17 protein-coding genes and 1 riboswitch are annotated in these 16,828 nt (G+C 68.1%); of the genes, 6 read left to right on the forward strand and 11 right to left on the reverse strand.

Annotated features, from left to right (window positions below; translation table 11 throughout):
- Positions 1–369: 369 nt before the first annotated feature.
- The 4 genes from NE2_RS23175 to NE2_RS23190 all read right to left on the reverse strand — a co-directional run bounded on the left by NE2_RS23175 (position 370) and on the right by NE2_RS23190 (position 4,496).
- On the reverse strand, positions 370–1,014 hold the full coding sequence (locus NE2_RS23175) for a TetR/AcrR family transcriptional regulator (protein WP_030513545.1): 645 nt from the start codon (positions 1,012–1,014) through the stop codon (positions 370–372).
- 38 nt (positions 1,015–1,052) lie between these two features.
- Positions 1,053–1,592, reverse strand: a complete 540-nt coding sequence (locus NE2_RS23180) for a potassium channel family protein (RefSeq protein ID WP_063029377.1) — start codon at positions 1,590–1,592, stop codon at positions 1,053–1,055.
- Between the two features lie 92 nt (positions 1,593–1,684).
- Positions 1,685–2,974 carry an MFS transporter gene (locus NE2_RS23185; protein WP_233429862.1) on the reverse strand — a complete coding sequence of 430 codons (1,290 nt, stop codon included), beginning with the start codon at positions 2,972–2,974 and terminating at the stop codon, positions 1,685–1,687.
- 304 nt (positions 2,975–3,278) lie between these two features.
- Complete coding sequence (locus NE2_RS23190; RefSeq protein ID WP_063029381.1) at positions 3,279–4,496, reverse strand: NADP-dependent isocitrate dehydrogenase; 1,218 nt, start codon at positions 4,494–4,496, stop codon at positions 3,279–3,281.
- Between the two features lie 313 nt (positions 4,497–4,809).
- Positions 4,810–4,921: riboswitch (SAM riboswitch) on the forward strand.
- 13 nt (positions 4,922–4,934) lie between these two features.
- Between NE2_RS23190 and NE2_RS23195 the strand changes: the two genes are divergently transcribed.
- Positions 4,935–5,189: a hypothetical protein gene (locus NE2_RS23195; RefSeq protein WP_063029384.1), complete on the forward strand. Its 255-nt coding sequence runs from the start codon at positions 4,935–4,937 to the stop codon at positions 5,187–5,189.
- A 2-nt stretch (positions 5,190–5,191) separates the two neighbouring features.
- Positions 5,192–6,352, forward strand: a complete 1,161-nt coding sequence (gene metX / locus NE2_RS23200; protein ID WP_063029437.1) for a homoserine O-acetyltransferase MetX — start codon at positions 5,192–5,194, stop codon at positions 6,350–6,352.
- 2 nt (positions 6,353–6,354) lie between these two features.
- Here the strand turns inward: metX and NE2_RS35890 are convergent, their stop codons facing one another.
- On the reverse strand, positions 6,355–6,600 hold the full coding sequence (locus NE2_RS35890) for a DUF3017 domain-containing protein (protein ID WP_081879271.1): 246 nt from the start codon (positions 6,598–6,600) through the stop codon (positions 6,355–6,357).
- Positions 6,601–6,797: 197 nt separating this feature from the next.
- Here NE2_RS35890 and NE2_RS23210 point away from each other — a divergent pair, with 197 nt between their 5' ends.
- Positions 6,798–7,262, forward strand: coding sequence for a tRNA (cytidine(34)-2'-O)-methyltransferase (locus tag NE2_RS23210; protein ID WP_030513537.1), 465 nt, complete (start codon positions 6,798–6,800; stop codon positions 7,260–7,262).
- 30 nt (positions 7,263–7,292) lie between these two features.
- Here NE2_RS23210 and NE2_RS23215 read toward each other — a convergent pair whose 3' ends face one another.
- The 3 genes from NE2_RS23215 to NE2_RS23225 form a co-directional block, all read right to left on the reverse strand.
- Positions 7,293–7,523: a DUF167 domain-containing protein gene (locus NE2_RS23215; RefSeq protein ID WP_063029386.1), complete on the reverse strand. Its 231-nt coding sequence runs from the start codon at positions 7,521–7,523 to the stop codon at positions 7,293–7,295.
- Positions 7,524–7,571: 48 nt separating this feature from the next.
- Positions 7,572–10,913 carry an error-prone DNA polymerase gene (locus NE2_RS23220; protein WP_063029388.1) on the reverse strand — a complete coding sequence of 1,114 codons (3,342 nt, stop codon included), beginning with the start codon at positions 10,911–10,913 and terminating at the stop codon, positions 7,572–7,574.
- An 88-nt stretch (positions 10,914–11,001) separates the two neighbouring features.
- The gene (locus tag NE2_RS23225) at positions 11,002–11,805 is read right to left on the reverse strand and encodes an MFS transporter (RefSeq protein WP_084494267.1); all 804 of its coding nucleotides are present in this window, start codon (positions 11,803–11,805) and stop codon (positions 11,002–11,004) included.
- On the opposite strand from NE2_RS23225, the gene NE2_RS23230 reads away from it, so the two are divergent.
- Together NE2_RS23230 and NE2_RS23235 are read left to right on the forward strand one after the other, a co-directional pair.
- The gene (locus NE2_RS23230; RefSeq protein ID WP_063029392.1) at positions 11,686–12,114 is read left to right on the forward strand and encodes an MmyB family transcriptional regulator; all 429 of its coding nucleotides are present in this window, start codon (positions 11,686–11,688) and stop codon (positions 12,112–12,114) included. The two genes, NE2_RS23225 and NE2_RS23230, sit on opposite strands and share 120 nt — an antisense overlap.
- A 129-nt stretch (positions 12,115–12,243) precedes the next feature.
- Positions 12,244–13,593: an MFS transporter gene (locus NE2_RS23235; RefSeq protein WP_084494269.1), complete on the forward strand. Its 1,350-nt coding sequence runs from the start codon at positions 12,244–12,246 to the stop codon at positions 13,591–13,593.
- Between the two features lie 6 nt (positions 13,594–13,599).
- Here the strand turns inward: NE2_RS23235 and NE2_RS23240 are convergent, their stop codons facing one another.
- Positions 13,600–13,776, reverse strand: coding sequence for a hypothetical protein (locus NE2_RS23240; protein ID WP_157110962.1), 177 nt, complete (start codon positions 13,774–13,776; stop codon positions 13,600–13,602).
- Positions 13,777–13,980: 204 nt separating this feature from the next.
- Between NE2_RS23240 and NE2_RS23245 the strand changes: the two genes are divergently transcribed.
- Entirely contained in the window at positions 13,981–14,961 is a 981-nt protein-coding gene (locus NE2_RS23245; protein ID WP_063029396.1) for an SDR family NAD(P)-dependent oxidoreductase, read from the forward strand.
- A gap of 71 nt (positions 14,962–15,032) precedes the next feature.
- Here NE2_RS23245 and NE2_RS23250 read toward each other — a convergent pair whose 3' ends face one another.
- Both NE2_RS23250 and NE2_RS23255 read right to left on the reverse strand, forming a co-directional pair.
- Entirely contained in the window at positions 15,033–15,929 is an 897-nt protein-coding gene (locus NE2_RS23250) for a ferredoxin family protein (protein ID WP_063029439.1), read from the reverse strand.
- Positions 15,930–15,994: 65 nt separating this feature from the next.
- Positions 15,995–16,762 carry an alpha/beta fold hydrolase gene (locus NE2_RS23255; protein ID WP_063029441.1) on the reverse strand — a complete coding sequence of 256 codons (768 nt, stop codon included), beginning with the start codon at positions 16,760–16,762 and terminating at the stop codon, positions 15,995–15,997.
- Positions 16,763–16,828 lie beyond the last annotated feature (66 nt).

Below are 16,828 nucleotides of genomic sequence, written 5' to 3' on the forward strand. Positions count from 1 at the left end.
CCCAGTCGGCCGCCCCCGCGAGCGGCAGTGGTCGATCCGTTCCGATCGAACTGGAAACAAACATACGGAGCTGTATGTAAATGCGCAATAGGGTGCGCGAGTTCGCTGCCGGATCGGGAGGTATGCCCAGTTAGGACGTTTGTGTTGATACGTACAGGTGCATCTGTAGCTCGCTATAGCGCGCCCCGGCACCGGCGCACCGGCGGGGCGGTACGGCAGTCAGCGGTGGCGCCCGTAACAGCAGCCCGATCTCCCGCGCGCAAGAGTCGGCGCATCGGACCGCGCCGCAGCATCATTGGTCGCGAGGCGGCTACCGGGAAGCCCCACGGCCACCGCACATCGGCGCCGGCGCGGAGCCTTTCAGAGCTCTCAGCCCCCGATTCCCAGGCCCGGCAGTGCGGATTCGGCGGCCCGGCGCAGATGCGCAGACGCTCGCTGCCAGCGGCGGTGGGCACGCTCCGGATCCGGGGATACGAAGTTGGAGACCAGAATTCCGCGCAAGGTGTCCATCGCGGTATAGGCGAAATCCCGAACTTCCTTGCGCCGCAATTCGTCCGGGACCAATTGCGATACCGCCATCAGGACGGCGTTGTTGACGAACGGCTCGACCTTCTCGGCCTCGGCGGCCAGCACCGGATCGGTGCGCCCGGCCACCCACAGCTCCATGGCCGCGATGAACAGCGGTCCTTGATGCAGCTCCCACATCGCGTCGAGGGTGGCGCCGATCGGATCGTCGCCGGCGCGCAACCGGCCCAGTTCCTTCATCGCGGCCTCGGTGCGCCGCTGCGCGAGATGCGAGATGGCGGCCACCACCAGATCCGTCTTGGAACCGAAGTGGTGCACCTGAGCGCCGCGAGTGACCCCGGCCCGTTCCGCGACGCGCGGCGTCGTGGTGCCCGCATAGCCGTATTCGACCAGGCAATCGATGGTCGCGTCGAGCAGCCGCACCCGCATCTCACTGCTGCGCTGCTCCTGCGTACGACGCGGCGGCTTACCGACGACAGATCTGGCCATTCGGAAATCCTACACTTACATACACACGTGCATGAAACTTACTCGGGCTCGCGCGCCGCACGGCCGCGCTGGATCGCGGCCAGCACCACCCGCACGCCGGCGCCGATGAGCGCCAGATCGGCCAGGATCTGGACAGTCACCATGACGCGGGCGGCCTGCGAGGTCGCAGCGATATCGCCGAAACCGACCGTTCCCAGCACGGTCACCGTGAAGTAGAGGGAATCGACCCGGGTCAGCAGGATCGTGAAACTGTCCGGCGCGGCCGACGACGTCAACACATACGTCGTGGCGAATACCAGAATGAACAACACCGCGATCATGGTCAGCGCCTCGGCTCCGCGGAGTCCGGGATAGGGCGCGGCGACGATGCGTGTGGCCTGCCGCACGATGAGCACGACGACCAACACCAGACCACCACACAGGCCCAGTAGCGGGCCGAGCTTGTCCAGATGATGAAAGGGCAGGACGAAATACAGCGCGACGAGCACGATCGTCGTCACCGCGGTCCGGGCGGCGGCATACAACACCGCCCGCCGCCGCGCACCGTCACCGCCGCTCCACTGTTCCTGCGGATCCATCCTGACCTCCCGGTCGAGTTCTGCCGCCCGCTCGGGATCACTCAACCACGCCGGAGGGTCGCACAAGGGGAGGTTGCCCGGCGTTCTCCCGGTCAGCTACGGGCGAGGGCGACCGGTTCGCGGCGTCGCGCCACGCGGCGGGACGACCACACGGTGATGGTGAACAGCACCACTCCCGCGACGGCGAGGCCCGCGCCCACGACGGCGGGTGCGGTGTAACCGAGGCCCGCCGCGATCACGAGGCCGCCCAGCCAGGCGCCGGCGGCGTTGGCGATGTTCAGGGCGGCGTGGTTGAGGGCGGCGGCGAGGGTTTGGGCGTCGTGGGCGACGTCCATCAGGCGGGTTTGCAGGCCGGGCGCCAGTGCGGCTCCGGAGGCGCCGACCAGGAAGGCGCCCGCGGCGGCGGTGAACGGATTGTGAGCTGCCGCAACGAAAGCCGCGAGAATCACGACCATCGCGATCAGCGCGACGAACACCGAGCGGTCCACGCCGCGGTCGGCGAGGACGCCGCCGCCGATGTTGCCCGCGACCATGCCCAGGCCGAACAGTGCCAGCACGATCGGCACGAGGCCCTGACCCATGCCGGCGACATCGGTGAGAGTCGAGGTGATGTAGGTGTACACCGCGAACATGCCGCCGAAGCCGACCGCGCCGACCAGCAGCGTCAGCAGGACCTGGGGGCGGCGCAGGGCGGTCAGTTCGGTGCGCGGATCGGTCACCCGCACGCCGTGCAGATCGGGCACGAAGCGGGTGATCGCGAAGACCGTGGCGAGCCCGATGACGGCGACGACCACGTAGGCGTCACGCCAGCCGAGCCCCTGCCCGAGCCAGGTGGCCGCGGGGACGCCCACCACATTGGCGGCACTCAGGCCCAGCATCACCGCGGCGACGGCCTTGGCCCGCTGCCCCACCGGCGCCAGCGAGGCGGCGGCCAGCGAGGCGACACCGAAGTAGGCGCCGTGCGGAAGGCCCGCGACGAAACGCGCGGCGACCAACGCCGGGAACGCCGGGGCCAGCACCGAGGCGATATTTCCGACGGTGAACGCGATCATCAAGGCGATCAGCAGGCGCTTGCGCGGCATGCGGGCGCACAGTGCCGCGATCACGGGCGCGCCGACCACCACGCCCAGCGCGTACGCCGAGACGGCATGTCCACCGGTGGGCTCAGAAACATGCAGGTCCGCGGCGATGTCGGGCAGCAGTCCCATGGTGACGAATTCGGTGGTGCCGATCCCGAAACCGCCGAGCGCCAGCGCGAGCATCGCCGGAACATGCCATCCGGTGCGGGCGGAAGTCTCCGGCGCCGAGCCGAGCGCCGCACGGGACGACGCGTCACTCGCGGATGGCCCCGAGGGGACGTCGACGGGAGGTGCGGTACGCACGGGAGCTGAGTCGGCCACGGGTGTGGCCAACACGCGCGGCCGTCGCGGCGATACCGGCGGCCGGGGTGATTCGACTCACCGGAACCGGCGCCCGCTCGTCGGCGCGTACGGCGAACATCGAAATCGTTGCGGAACAACGGCTCTCGCCGCATCGGAGGCCGCGCCCGGCGCGCTGTCGGATACCTCACATGCCACGCGATCGGGTGCGGAAAGCAATTCGGGCACCCGCGGCCACCGGGATCGGTGGGGGCGGGTGCCCGGATATGTCTACCGGCCGCGCCGGATTCCGGCCGGTCGTGAGCGTTCAGCTCAGTTCGCGCGCCAGGTTGGCGTCGAGCACACCGAGGAATTCCTCGGTGGTCAGGTAGCCCTGGTTGCCGCCGACCAGCAGCGCCAGATCCTTGGTCATCTGGCCGCTCTCGACGGTCTTGATCACGACGTCCTCGAGGGTCTGCGCGAAGCCGATGACCTCGGGGGTGTTGTCCAGCTTGCCGCGATGCGCCAGACCCCGCGTCCACGCGAAGATCGAGGCGATCGGGTTCGTGGAGGTGGGCTTGCCCTGCTGGTGCTGCCGGAAGTGGCGGGTCACCGTGCCGTGCGCGGCCTCGGCCTCACAGGTGCGGCCGTCCGGGGTGAGCAGCACCGAGGTCATCAGGCCCAGCGAGCCGAAGCCCTGCGCCACGGTGTCGGACTGCACGTCGCCGTCGTAGTTCTTGCAGGCCCAGACGTAGCCGCCTTCCCACTTGAGCGCGGAGGCGACCATATCGTCGATCAGCCGGTGCTCGTAGGTCAGGCCGGCGGCGTCGAACTCTTCCTTGAACTCGGTCTCGAAGATCTCCTGGAAGGTGTCCTTGAACATGCCGTCGTAGGCCTTCAGGATGGTGTTCTTCGTCGACATGTAGACCGGGTAGTTCTGCTGCAGGCCGTAGTTCAGCGACGCCCGCGCGAAGTCCTCGATCGACTTCTTGAAGTTGTACATACCCATGACGACGCCGCCGTCCTCGGGCATCTTCACCACTTCGTGGACGATCGGCTCGGAGCCGTCCTCCGGGGTGAACTGAATCGTGACGGTGCCGGCCTGATGCACCTTGAAGTCGGTGGCGCGGTACTGGTCACCGAAGGCGTGACGGCCGATGATGATCGGCTTGGTCCAGCCGGGAACCAGACGCGGAACGTTGGAGATGATGATCGGCGCGCGGAAAATGGTGCCGCCGAGGATGTTACGAATCGTGCCGTTCGGCGAACGCCACATCTTCTTGAGACCGAATTCCTCGACACGTGCCTCGTCGGGGGTGATGGTGGCGCATTTGACGCCGACGCCGTGTTTCTTGATGGCGTTGGCCGCGTCGACGGTCACCTGGTCATCGGTCTTGTCGCGAGTTTCGATGCCGAGGTCGTAGTACTCGAGGTTCACATCGAGGTACGGATGGATCAGCTTGTCCTTGATGAACTGCCAGATGATCCGGGTCATCTCGTCGCCGTCGAGTTCGACGACGGTCCCTTCAACCTTGATCTTGGACATGGATCTTCGTGTCCTCCTAAGGAAGGTGTGCTCCCATTGCACGGCCAGGCGAGCACGCTTGTGAGCGGACCCCAGCTGTTCAACAGACAACGTATACGCCCCGCGTTGTCCACGAGACGCCTGGTGCTAAACAAGACAAGCGTACTGGTGCGCTGGGTCTCACTGACAGGGGCGGTCCCATTGAGAGCTGCCCACGTCACACCGGCGCGATGTCCAGTCGCCAGGGAAACGGACATACGCCGCGAACGTCCGCCTCGAATCGGGCGAGCCCAACCCTCGCCCCCGCCGTGACCGATTGTTACCATCCACGGCAGGTCATGAGTGCCAGCGCCAAGCCCCGGCTCGCTGGCCGGCAACCCTCCAGTTGCGGTGGGGTGCTCCGGGTGATTGACCGGGCTCTCGAAAGCCGAGGGCAAGCGCGACTGTCAGGAGCAACAAGTGAGTGAGTCCACCGTGCCCATCGTCGACAAGTGCGTGGAGGCGGCGGAGCGGCGCAGGCGTATCGCTACCATCGGGGATGTGTGTGCCCCAGCCCTCCGTACCGCCTCGACCACGCGTGCGCTCTCGCCGTGCGCCGACCCGGCGGCCTCCGGCGCCGTGTTCCGGCAGGTCCGCGGGCCGATGCGGATCCTGGGACTCACCGGCGCGGGAGTAGACGGCCTGGCACGGCTCGACGTGGTGACGGCACGGTGACCGTGAGTATCGAATCGAGCACGTCACGCCCGGGCGCAACGACACTGCTACCACCCGCGGACGGCACGGTGGGCATCATCGGCATCGGCGATGTCCGCGTCGAGAACGGGGCGGTCGTCCCCGGTGTCGAGCTGGCCGTGCAGCGCTGGGGCGAACTGGCCCCCGGCCTGGACAACGTGGTGCTGGTCGAGCACGCGCTGACCGGAGATTCGCACGTCTGCGGACAGCCGGACGAACTGCACGCCCTGCCGGGCTGGTGGGACGGACTGGTCGGACCGGGCGCCGCATTGGACACCGATCGCTGGTGCGTGATCGCGACCAACGTTCTGGGTGGTTGCCAGGGCAGCACCGGCCCCTCGTCCCTCGCGCCGGACGGAAAGCCTTGGGGCGCGCGGTTTCCGGAGATTTCGATTCGTGACCAGGTGAGCGCCGAAGTGGCGCTGCTGGACCTGCTCGGCATCTCCCGCATCGCCGCGGTGGTCGGCGGTTCGATGGGCGGCATGCGAGTGCTGGAATGGATGGTCGGCTATCCCGATCGCGTCGATGCTGCCCTGGTGCTGGCGGTCGGCGCCCGCGCCACCGCGGATCAGATCGGCACCCAGACCACCCAGATCGCCGCGATCACCTCGGATCCGGACTGGCAGGACGGCAATTATCACGACACCGGCCGCCGCCCGCAGGCCGGGCTGGGCATCGCGCGCCGGATCGCGCATCTGACCTACCGCACCGAATTCGAACTCGACCATCGGTTCGCCAACACCGCCCAGGGTGACGAAAACCCTTGGGACGGCGGCCGTTACGCGGTGCAGAGTTATCTGGAGCATCAGGCGGACAAGCTGGTCGCGCGGTTCGACGCGGCCACCTACGTGCTGTTGACCGAGGCCATGAACCGGCACGACGTCGGGCGCGGACGCGGCGGTATCGAGGCCGCGCTGGCCGCCACTCCGGTGCCGTGCGTGGTCGGCGGCGTGGACTCGGACCGGTTGTATCCGTTGCGGACTCAGCAGGAACTGGCCGATCTGCTGCCCGGCTGTAAGGGCCTGGAAGTGGTGCATTCGCGCGACGGCCACGACGGTTTCCTCACCGAGATCGAGGCGATCGGCAAATTGCTGGAGCAGACGATGGAGTTGGCGCGCGCCGCGCAGGATGCCCGCAGGTCCTGAGTTCAGCCGACGCCGAGGCTGCTGATGGTGACCGCCAGCACGATGATCGCGCCGCCCAGCACGGTGTAGGCGCCGATGTCGAACGGGCGGCTGCGCACCGCCAGCAGCCCCACCCGGGCCGTCGGCAGGCACAACCGGAACACCGCCGCCAGCAGGGTCGCCCCGCCGATGAAGAACGCACCGCGCCGCCACCGGTCCTGGGCCACGAAGACCACCGCGACCAGCAGCACCACCACGACCAGCAACATCGGCAGATGAACCTGGAAGAAGCGGCTCGCCGGGCTGGAATGCTGTGGGTGGGTGGTCGGCACGTCGGTCACGGCTGCGATTCTCGCATGTCGGCACCGCCGGCGGATCGGTGGCGGGTGCCGCACCTTCCCCGTGGGCGCCCGGTCGGGCATGGTCCGCGGCCGGTCCCGCACCGGCGGACGGGTACCGTCTCGGTGTGCTCAAGCTGGTCTTCTTCGAACCGCGTATCCCACCGAATACGGGCAATGCGATCCGTTTGGCGGCCGGCACGGGATGCGAACTGCATCTGATCGAGCCGCTCGGATTCGATCTGTCGGAGCCGAAGCTGCGTCGCGCCGGACTGGACTACCACGACCTCGCGGTGGTCACCGTGCACGAAAACCTCTCCGCCGCATGGAAATCCCTGCGTCCCGAGCGCGTCTTCGCCTTCACCACGCATGCCACCACGCACAACACCGATATCTCCTACCGGGCCGGAGACGTCCTGCTGTTCGGTCCGGAACCGACCGGGCTGCCGGCCGACGTCCTGGCCGACCCGCACATCACCGATCAGCTGCGCATCCCGATGCTGCCCGGTCGCCGGTCGATGAACCTGTCCAACGCCGCGGCGGTCGCGGTGTACGAGGCGTGGCGGCAGCTGGGGTTTCCGGGCGCCGTGTAGCCGCCGAGGCCCGCGCCCGAACGGCACGCCTCAGATGTCGATCGTGAAGCGTTTGAAGCGGGAGGTGGCGCCCGCGGTGAGGTGAACGGCCGACTTGGGCACGCCGTAGTGCTGGGCGAGAAGTTCGATCGCGGCCTTGTTGGCCTTGCCTTCCACCGCGGGGGCGCGCACGTACAGCTGCAGGGTGCCGTCGTCGAGGATTTCGACGAGGGGGCCCTTGCGGCTGTTGGGTTTGATGGTCGCGCGGACCACGGTCGCCACGTGCTGCTCCTCGATGTCGGTCGGTGGGACGAGCGTAGCCGCGACCGTTCAGCGGAAATCGCGTGACTTCGAGGCCATGCGCAGGTCCATGCGCTGCAGATGTTCCGCCACCACACTCACCACACCCTCGGCGTTCTGCACCCGCCCCCGGATCAGCAGCGCGGGAGCGCCCTGGGCGATGCGCCGATAGCGGCGCCACAGCCCCACCGAACACACCACGTTCACCATGCCGGTCTCGTCCTCCAGATTGATGAAGGTGACCCCGGACGCGGTGGCCGGTCGCTGCCGGTGCGTCACCGCACCGCCGATCAGCACCTTCGACCCGTCGGGCACGGCGAGCAGCCGGTTCGCGGCGACCACGCCGAGTTCGTCCAGCCGCGGACGCAGGAATTCGGTGGGATACCGACCGGGCGACACACCGGTCGCCCACACATCGGCGGCCGCCATTTCCAGTTCGCTCATCCCGGGCAGCGCCGGTGCGTCGGTGACAGCCCCGGTCCCCGGCAGCCGATCCGACCGCTCCCCCGCCGCCGCACCGGCCGCCCACAGCGCCTGCCGCCGGTCGAGACCGTGGCCCGATGCGGACTCGATGCTGGCGAGCGCACCCGCGGTGGCCAGGGCCTCGGCCTGCGGCACCGTCAGCTCGACCCGCCCGGTCAGATCCAGAAACGATCGATAGGGCCCGGAAGACCGTGCGGCGACGATCTTTTCGGCCAATTCGTCACCGATGTGCCGGACCGCGGACAAGCCCAGTCGCACCTGGGTTCCGCGCTGCTCGAGCGTCGCCCCGGCCAGGCTGTGATTGATATCCGGCCCGTGCACCACCACCCCGTGCCGGCGGGCGTCGGCCACCAGCGACTGCGGAGAGTAGAAACCCATCGGCTGCGCGTTCAGCAGCCCCGCGCAGAACGCCGCGGGATGATGCAGTTTGAACCAGGCCGAATAGAACACCAGCGCGGCGAAACTTTGCGAATGGCTTTCCGGGAAACCGAAATTCGCGAAGGCATAGATCTTCTCGTAGATGCGATCGGCCAGCTCTCCGGTGATTCCGTGCAGATCACGCATGCCCTGATAGAAGCGGCCGCGCAGCCGCTCCATGCGCTGTGGTGACCGTTTCGATCCCATCGCGCGGCGCAACTGGTCCGCCTCGGTGGCGGTGAAACCCGCGATATCGATCGCCATCTGCATGAGTTGTTCCTGGAACAGCGGAATTCCGAGGGTGCGGGCCAGCGAACTCTCGAGCGCCGGATGGTCGAGCGTCACCTCCTCCCGGCCGTTGCGCCGGCGGATATAGGGATGCACCGAACCGCCCTGAATGGGGCCGGGCCGGATCAGCGCGACCTCCACGACGAGATCGTAGAAGGCACGCGGGCGCAGCCGCGGCAGTGTCGCCATCTGGGCACGCGACTCGACCTGGAACACTCCCACCGAATCCGCTCGCGCCAGCATCTCGTAGACGGCGGATTCGGTGAGATCGAGGGCGTGCAATTCCACGACCTCACCTTTGTGCTCGCGCACCAGATCGATCATGTAGTGCAGGGCCGAGAGCATGCCCAGACCGAGCAGATCGAATTTCACCAGACCCGCTGCGGCACAATCGTCCTTGTCCCACTGCAGCACACTGCGCCCGGGCATGCGCGCCCACTCCACCGGGCAGACGTCGGCGATCGGCCGATCACAGATCACCATGCCGCCGGAATGAATACCGAGATGTCGCGGCAGGCCCTCGATCTCACCCGCCAGTTCCAGGACCCGGTCCGGAATATCGGTATGCGTTTCGGATGCCACCCCGGTCCATCGGCTCACCTGTTTGCTGAACGCGTCCTGCTGGCCGGGCGAGAAACCCAGCGCGCGAGCGGCATCGCGCACCGCCGACTTGCCGCGATAGGTGATCACATTGGCCACCTGGGCGGCGTATTCGCGACCGTACTTGCGGTAGACGTGCTGGATCGCCTCCTCCCGCCGATCGGATTCGATATCGAGATCGATATCGGGCGGGCCGTCGCGTTCGGGCGCCAGGAAGCGTTCGAACAGCAGATCGTTGGCGACCGGATCCACATTGGTGATGCCGATCGCGTAGCAGACCGCGGAATTGGCCGCCGACCCCCGGCCCTGGCACAAAATGTCGTTCTGCTTGCAGAAGTGGACGATATCGTGCACGACCAGGAAGTAGCCGGGGAAATTCAGTTCGGTGATGATCCGTAGTTCGTGTTCGATCTGCCGGTACGCCTTGGGATTCCCCTCCGGCGGGCCGTAACGATCGCGCGCTCCGGCGAGGGTGAGTTCCCGCAGCCAGGAATTCTCGTCGTGGCCGGGCGGCACGTCGAACGGCGGTAATTCGGGGGCGATCAAGCGCAGATCGAAGGCGCATGCGCGAGCCAGATCGACCGCCCCGGCCACCGCCTGCGGGTATTCGGCGAAGAGCCGGGCCATTTCCGCACCCGATCGCAGATGCGCGCCACCGGTGGGCGGCAGCCAGCCGTCGATGTCGTCCAGACTGCACCGTGCCCGGACGGCCGCCAGCGCCATCGCCCGGCGCCCCTGGGCCGGGGTGGCGAAATGCGCTGCGGTCGTGGCGATCACCGGCACGTCCAGCCGGGTGGCGAGGGCGATCAACCGGGCATTGCATTCGTCGTCGTCGGGCACTCCGTGGTGGGTGAGTTCGACGCTCACCCGGTCGCGGCCGAACAGATCCATCAGCCGGCGCAACGCCGCCTCCGCCTCGGCGTCACCCTGCTCCAGCGCCCGGCGCACATGTCCTTTGCGACAACCGGTGAGAATATGCCAGTGCCCGTCGGCGGCGGCGGCGAGCCGATCCAGGTCGTAGCGCAGGATTCCCTTCTCACCGGCCACCATATGTGCCGCCGACATCTCCCGCGACAGCCGCCGATATCCCTCCTGCCCGCGCGCCAGCACCAGCAGATGCGGTCCGGACGGGTCCGGTGCCCCCGTGCGCGGTTGCGAATCGTCCATCGGAGCGGAGCCGAATATCGTTGCCGCGTCGCGGGTTTCACCCAGCGACAATTCGGCCCCGAACACCGTCGGCAGCCCCCATTCGGCGGCGGCCTCGGCGAAACGCACCACCCCGTAGAAGCCGTTGTGATCGGTGAGCGCCAGCGCCTCGAGCCCCAGCCGCACCGCCTCCTCCACCAACTCCTCGGGTTGGCAGGCGCCGTCGAGAAAGCTGTAGGCCGAATGCGTATGCAATTCCGCATACGGCACCAGCGGACCGCTCGGCTCCGGCCGCGTCCCCGCCCGGTATTCGCCGCGCGTATGCGACCACGCCGGGCTGTCCCCGCCGTCACCCGGCGGGGTGGCCCCGCGCCCGGGCAGACCGGAGAGCACCCGCTCCATTTCCGCCCAGGTGGGCGGGCCGTTTCCCCAGCCCATATCGGCACACACCTTCGTAGATTCGAACGTATATTCGATACCGAGCCTAACTCGTGGGCGCAACGTTCGGAAGGCGGCCCCGCCGCGATCAGCGGGTCCGGACGAATATCCCGCCGACCACCGCCGCGACGAGCAGTGCGAGGACGGCGATCACCAGCGACGTCCGCAGGCCGCCGAGGAAGTCACCGGCCACCAGCGTGCCGAATACCGCGACCCCGACCGCGCCGCCGACCTGCCGTGCCGTGTTGAGCTGCGCGGACGCCACACCTGCCCGGGCGGCCGGCACGCTCTCCAGCACCGCGCTGGTCATCGCCGGCACGACCGTTCCCGCACCGAAGCCGACCGGGCCGGTCGCCACCCAGATCATCCACAGCGGAGCATCCGCACCGGCCAGAACGAGCAGCAGCAGACCACCCGCGAAGGCGAGCTGCCCACCGACGATCGGCGAGCGCGGGCCGACCGCGGCGGTGATCCGGCCTCCGAGCAGATTCGCGGTCAGCGCGGCCAGGTTCATCGGCAGGAATACCAGCCCGGTCACCAGCGCCGAATCACCGCGCTGCTCCTGCAGAAACAGCGACAGCAGGAAGACGATGCCGTAGTAGGCGAAGTTCTGCACGAAGCCGACGACCGAGGCGGCCGAGAAGGCAGGGTGCGCGAACAGATCCAACGGCAACATCGGGTCCGCCACCCGGCGCTCCCAACGGACGAAGAAGACCGCACCGGCCGCCGCCGCGATCAATCCGGTCAGCACCGGCGCCGAGCTCCAGCCCCGGTGGCCACCCTCGATCAAGCCGTAGGTCGACCGAACAACGTCCGCTATGTCTTCACCGACCCTGAGGCGAGGCAACGCTTTTCGGACTGGGACGAGATAGCCGCCGACTCGGTGGCACATCTGCGTGCGGCCACCGGTCGGCGGCCGGACGATCCGACGCTGCGCCGGCTGGTGGCCGACCTGCACGCCCGGAGCGCTCCTTTCCGGGAACTGTGGGCCGATCACGAACTGCGGCACAAGGTCAGCGGGCACAAACGGCTGTACCACCCACTCGTCGGCGCCTTCACGCTCGACTACGTGGTGCTGACGGTTCCGAATGTGCCGGGGCAGCGGTTGGTGGCCTACAGCGCCGAACCCGGCACGATCGCGTACGACGCGCTGGTACGGCCGGCGGCGGCTGCGCCCCGGGCATCCACCGTCGCGGGCTGACCAGGGGAAGCGGTCGGCCGCAGGCCGGAACAGACCGCCGCTGGAATCTCACTGATTCGAATCCTTTTCGCGAATATCGGCTCGCCCTAATGTCACGGGCGAATCGACGGCGGGAAGGAAAGGGACCCCATGTCTGTACTGGAGTCCGCGCCGGCGAGTACGCGCGCCGCGGGGCAGCACGAGGATCATTCGAAACATCTCGGCGCCGCCGAAACCCGGACAGCGGTGGCGGCGAGCCTGATCGGCACCACGGTCGAGTGGTACGACTTCTTCCTCTATTCCACCGCCGCGGGCATCGTATTCAACAAACTGTTCTTCCCGGATACGAGCGCGTTCGTCGGAACCATGTTGTCGTTCGCGACATTCGCGGTCGGTTTCGTGATGCGCCCGATCGGCGGATTGGTTTTCGGCCATATCGGGGACCGCATCGGGCGCAAACGTACCCTCGCGCTGACCATGGCGATCATGGGCGGATCGACCGCGCTGATGGGCGTGCTGCCGACCAGCGCCGCGATCGGTATCGCGGCGCCGATTCTGTTGCTGGCGTTGCGGATTCTGCAGGGTTTCGCACTCGGCGGGGAATGGGCCGGTGCGGTACTGCTGGCCGTGGAACACAGTCCCCGCACGAAGGTCGGCCGGTTCGGCAGCTATCCGCAGATCGGTTTGGCGCTCGGGCTCGCGCTCGGCACCGGAGTCTTCGCCCTGCTGCGTTCGGTCCTGAGCGAACAGGCGTTTCTCGACTACGGCTGGCGAATCGCCTTCGGCGCCAGCGTGGTGCTGGTGGTTATCGGCCTGGTGGTGCGGCTGAAAATCGACGAGACGCCGGCATTCCGGGAAATCGACCGGCTCAATCGAATCTCGAAAGTGCCTGTGGTCGAACTGTTCCGGAACGCGCGCACCCGGCGCAACACCGTTCTCGGCCTGCTCTCGCGGTGGGGCGAGGGCGCGGCGTTCAATACCTGGGGCGTCTTCGCGATCAGTTTCGCGACCGGGCATCTCGGTTTCGAACAGGTCCCGGTACTGCTCGCGGTGACCATCGCCGCGGTCGTGATGGCCGCACTCATTCCGGTATCCGGAAAGCTGACCGACACATTCGGGCCGCGCCGGGTCTATATCGCCGGTATCGCCGCGTACGGGCTGCTGGTGTATCCGGTATTCGCACTGTTCGAGGCCGGCAATATCGTCGTCTTCACGATCGCGATCATCGCGGTGTTCGGTATCGCCCACGCCCTGTTCTACGGTGCGCAGGGCACGTTGTACGCCGGGCTGTACCCGCCCGAGGTGCGCTACACCGGACTCTCGTTCGTCTATCAGGTCTCGGGGATCTACGCCTCGGGCATCACCCCCATGATCGTCACGGCGCTGATCGCGGCGGGCGGCAAAACGCCGTGGCTCGCATGCGGCTATCTGGTGGCGACGGCGGTGATCAGCGTGGTCGCGACGCTGTTCATCAGCGAGGACGACCGGCTCACCGCCTGAGCCCGCTCATCCGCCGGTGTACAGGGCGCGACGCCGGCGTCGCGCACGCGGGACCGCCTGTTCCGCCGCGGCGGCGGCCTCTCGTTCGGATGCCCCCGCTGCGATCGCCTTCGCCCGGGCATCGGACCCGGCCTTCTCGTCCCTGGCCGCCGATCGCCGGCGCAACGCTGTCCACAGACTCACCGTCGTCTCCTCCCGCACCGATATCCGAACACCCAGCATGACGCGGGAGCGCCGGGCCGGCATCGCCCGTCAGAATGACCGGTGCGGGGCGGATGTAGTCCTCGCGACCTACCCGGCTCCCCCGCGCCGATGTGCGCAGCCCCCTTGGCAGCGGAACTTACTTTGGAGTAAGTTCGAGGGAAATCGACCTGCAAGGGAGCAGCGATGTCGGATAACCACGCGGCCGAACACGGCTATCTGGCCCGGCGGCGGGCACGCCGGGATCTCGCCGGTAAACATGTCGTCATCACGGGCGCCTCCTCCGGTATCGGGCGGGCGGCGGCGACCGCGGTCGCCGCCAAGGGGGCCGTGGTGCTGCTGCTCGCACGGCGCGACGAGGAACTGAACGCCGTGGTCGAGGAGATCACCGCCGCGGGCGGGCGGGCCTACGCCTACCAGTGCGACGTCACCGATTCCGACTCGGTGGACCGGACCGTGAGGTCGATTCTCGACACCCACGGCCACGTCGACATGCTGGTCAACAATGCCGGCCGCTCCATCCGGCGCGCCGTGCACCGATCCACCGACCGGCTGCACGACTTCGAACGGACCATGGCGGTCAACTACTTCGGTGCGGTGCGGATGACACTGGCACTGCTGCCCCAGATGCGGGAGCGTAAATTCGGCCACATCGTGAACATCTCGAGTGCGGGTGTTCAGGTCGCCACACCGCGGTTCGCCGCCTATCTCGCCAGTAAGGCCGCCCTGGACAAGTTCGCGGAGGTCACGGCGGCCGAGATGCTCTCCGACAACATCACTTTCACGACCATTCACATGCCGCTGGTGCGGACGCCGATGATCGCGCCCAGCGGCAAACAGGGCCCGTCGGAATCTCCCGAATGGGCGGCGGCCACCATCGTGCGCGCACTGAGCGAGCGGCCGCGGCGCATCGATGTGCCGGTGGGCACCCTGGCCGAATACGGGACGCTGTTCGCCCCGGGGATCAAGGATCGGGTCATGCACCGGTACTACCGGGCGCTGCCGGACTCCCCCGCCGCCAAGGGCGAACTGCCGGTCGAGGACGAACCGGAGTCGGAAGTGCCAGCGCTGCAGGCGAAACCACAACGCAAGCCGTCGGCGGCGGAACGGGTCACGCGCTCGACACTGCGCCGCGCCGCCCGGCTGGTTCCCGGCACCTACTGGTGAACGCGGCAGCCGCCTCCACCCGCGTCTCTCCGTTGCGCTCGCGCCCGCCGCCGGTCACCTGCGGCGAAATGTCACGTGGTCTCGCGGATTTCGTCCACGACGATCGCCGACGCCGGTTTCGGGGCGGCACCGCAGCTCGCCTGGCGGGGCGGATAGCCGACGGTTCGCGTGGTGACCAGCCACCGGCGGCCGTCGGTATGGGTCACCTCCGCGGCGCCGGCGAAGGTTGCCGGATCCGATGCCGAGGCCGCCCGCTCGACAGCCGTCACCGTCAACTGGTCGAGGGCGGCCGGCACCCGTTCCCGCACCGCGATCTCCGCCACCTGCTCGACCGGCGACAGGCCGCTTCGCCCCCGAAACCCCTTCAGCGACAGGTGGTTACGCCGCACCTGCGTCACCGCTCGGACCGCGTCCTCGCCGTCGACCCGGCCGTAGGTCAACCCCTCGGGCAGAATCACCATGGCGGGCGCGAACCGGTGCCCGCCGGTATGCGAGCACTCCCAGACCTGATCCGGATATTCGGCCGCCAGCCGGGCCGCGATCGGACGTCCCAGCCGGGCACAACACTGATCGCGCTTACCGTGTGCGCACACCAGGGTCAGCGGATCGGTCACCCGTTCACCGATTCCTGGCGCGGGACCGTTCAGCACGTGCAGATCGATATCGAGAAGTTGTTCCAGATCGGTGACGGTCAGACGTTCGCACCACGAACCCTGTGGCCGGGAGGCGGCGAGCAGAACCGTTCGCACACCGGTGAATTCGCCGCGGCCGGGACGCCGGATGAGGGTGGGGCGGACGCGCGCGGCCTTGGTGCGGGCGGCCAGTTCGGCGGTGAGCTCGGCACCGAGGACCGCATCGCCGATCACATCGCGGCCCCAGGCGCCGGGTTGTTCGATGCACAGCCAGCCGCTCACCCGGGTCGCGCTGCCCGGCAGGGGAATATCGGCCGCTGCCGCCGAACACGGCAGCCCGTCGAAATTGCTCGCGGGCGCCTGCGAGGTGGGTGGTGCGGAACGGGAATCGGCCCCCACGTTCAGCGCTCCAGGAACGGCAGCACCACCGAAGCGAACTCCCGATACCGGTCGCGGTGGATGCTGTGCCCGCAGGTGAAGGCCTCGACTCGGCAGTCCGGGACGCTGGCGCGGAAGATCTCCAACTTCTCCGGATCGACCATGCCGCCGGGACCGCCGCGCAACATCACCGTGGCTGCGGTGATATCCGCCAGCCGCTCCCACCATTCCGGATGCGGTTTGCGGAACTGCTCGAGCGCCGGAGTGGTCATCGACCGGTCGAAGGCCAGAACCGCACGCGGATGACGCAGCAGACTGGTGGTGGCATGCCACAGTTCCGGCACGGACGGCAGCCGCCGGGTGAGAGTGAGTTGTTCGTCACCGGACCGCAGCGGCAGCGGCTGTTCCTCGAGGACCAGCCGCCGGACCAGTGCCGGCCGTTCGATGGCCACCCACGAGCAGGCGTATCCGCCGAGCGAATGCCCGACCAGATCGACGGTGGCCAGTTCCAGCCGATCGCACAGGCGCAGCAGATCCGTGCCGAAATCCTCGAACCGGTAGGAGGCGGTGTGTTCGCTGCGGCCGTGTCCGCGCAGATCGGGAATGATCACCCGGCGTCCGGATCGGATCAGCGCGGTGGCGAAGCGATCCCAGGTGTGGCCGTCGCCACCCATCCCGTGCACCAGCACCACCGGGACCTCCGAGAGCGGATGCGGCGTCGGCGCGCTGCCCGAATCCCGGTAGGCGATCTGCACCCCCGCCAGGGGCACCCGGATGACGTTCGACTCCACGATCAGCCAGGGTACGTCGCCGCGGGCGCCGTCGCCGCAGCCTGTGGGGTGTTCCATAGCTCGCGC

It is taken from the genome of Nocardia elegans NBRC 108235 (genome assembly GCF_001612845.1).
GTDB lineage: Bacteria > Actinomycetota > Actinomycetes > Mycobacteriales > Mycobacteriaceae > Nocardia > Nocardia nova.

Coding starts and splice junctions, on each gene's coding strand:
- NE2_RS23175 (WP_030513545.1), bottom strand. CDS start 1,014: ATGGCCAGATCTGTCGTCGGTAAGCCGCCGCGTCGTACGCAGGAGCAG.
- NE2_RS23180 (WP_063029377.1), bottom strand. CDS start 1,592: ATGGATCCGCAGGAACAGTGGAGCGGCGGTGACGGTGCGCGGCGGCGG.
- NE2_RS23190 (WP_063029381.1), bottom strand. CDS start 4,496: ATGTCCAAGATCAAGGTTGAAGGGACCGTCGTCGAACTCGACGGCGAC.
- NE2_RS35890 (WP_081879271.1), bottom strand. CDS start 6,600: ATGTTGCTGGTCGTGGTGGTGCTGCTGGTCGCGGTGGTCTTCGTGGCC.
- NE2_RS23220 (WP_063029388.1), bottom strand. CDS start 10,913: ATGGGCTGGGGAAACGGCCCGCCCACCTGGGCGGAAATGGAGCGGGTG.
- NE2_RS23225 (WP_084494267.1), bottom strand. CDS start 11,805: ATGTGCCACCGAGTCGGCGGCTATCTCGTCCCAGTCCGAAAAGCGTTG.
- NE2_RS23235 (WP_084494269.1), top strand. CDS start 12,244: ATGTCTGTACTGGAGTCCGCGCCGGCGAGTACGCGCGCCGCGGGGCAG.
- NE2_RS23245 (WP_063029396.1), top strand. CDS start 13,981: ATGTCGGATAACCACGCGGCCGAACACGGCTATCTGGCCCGGCGGCGG.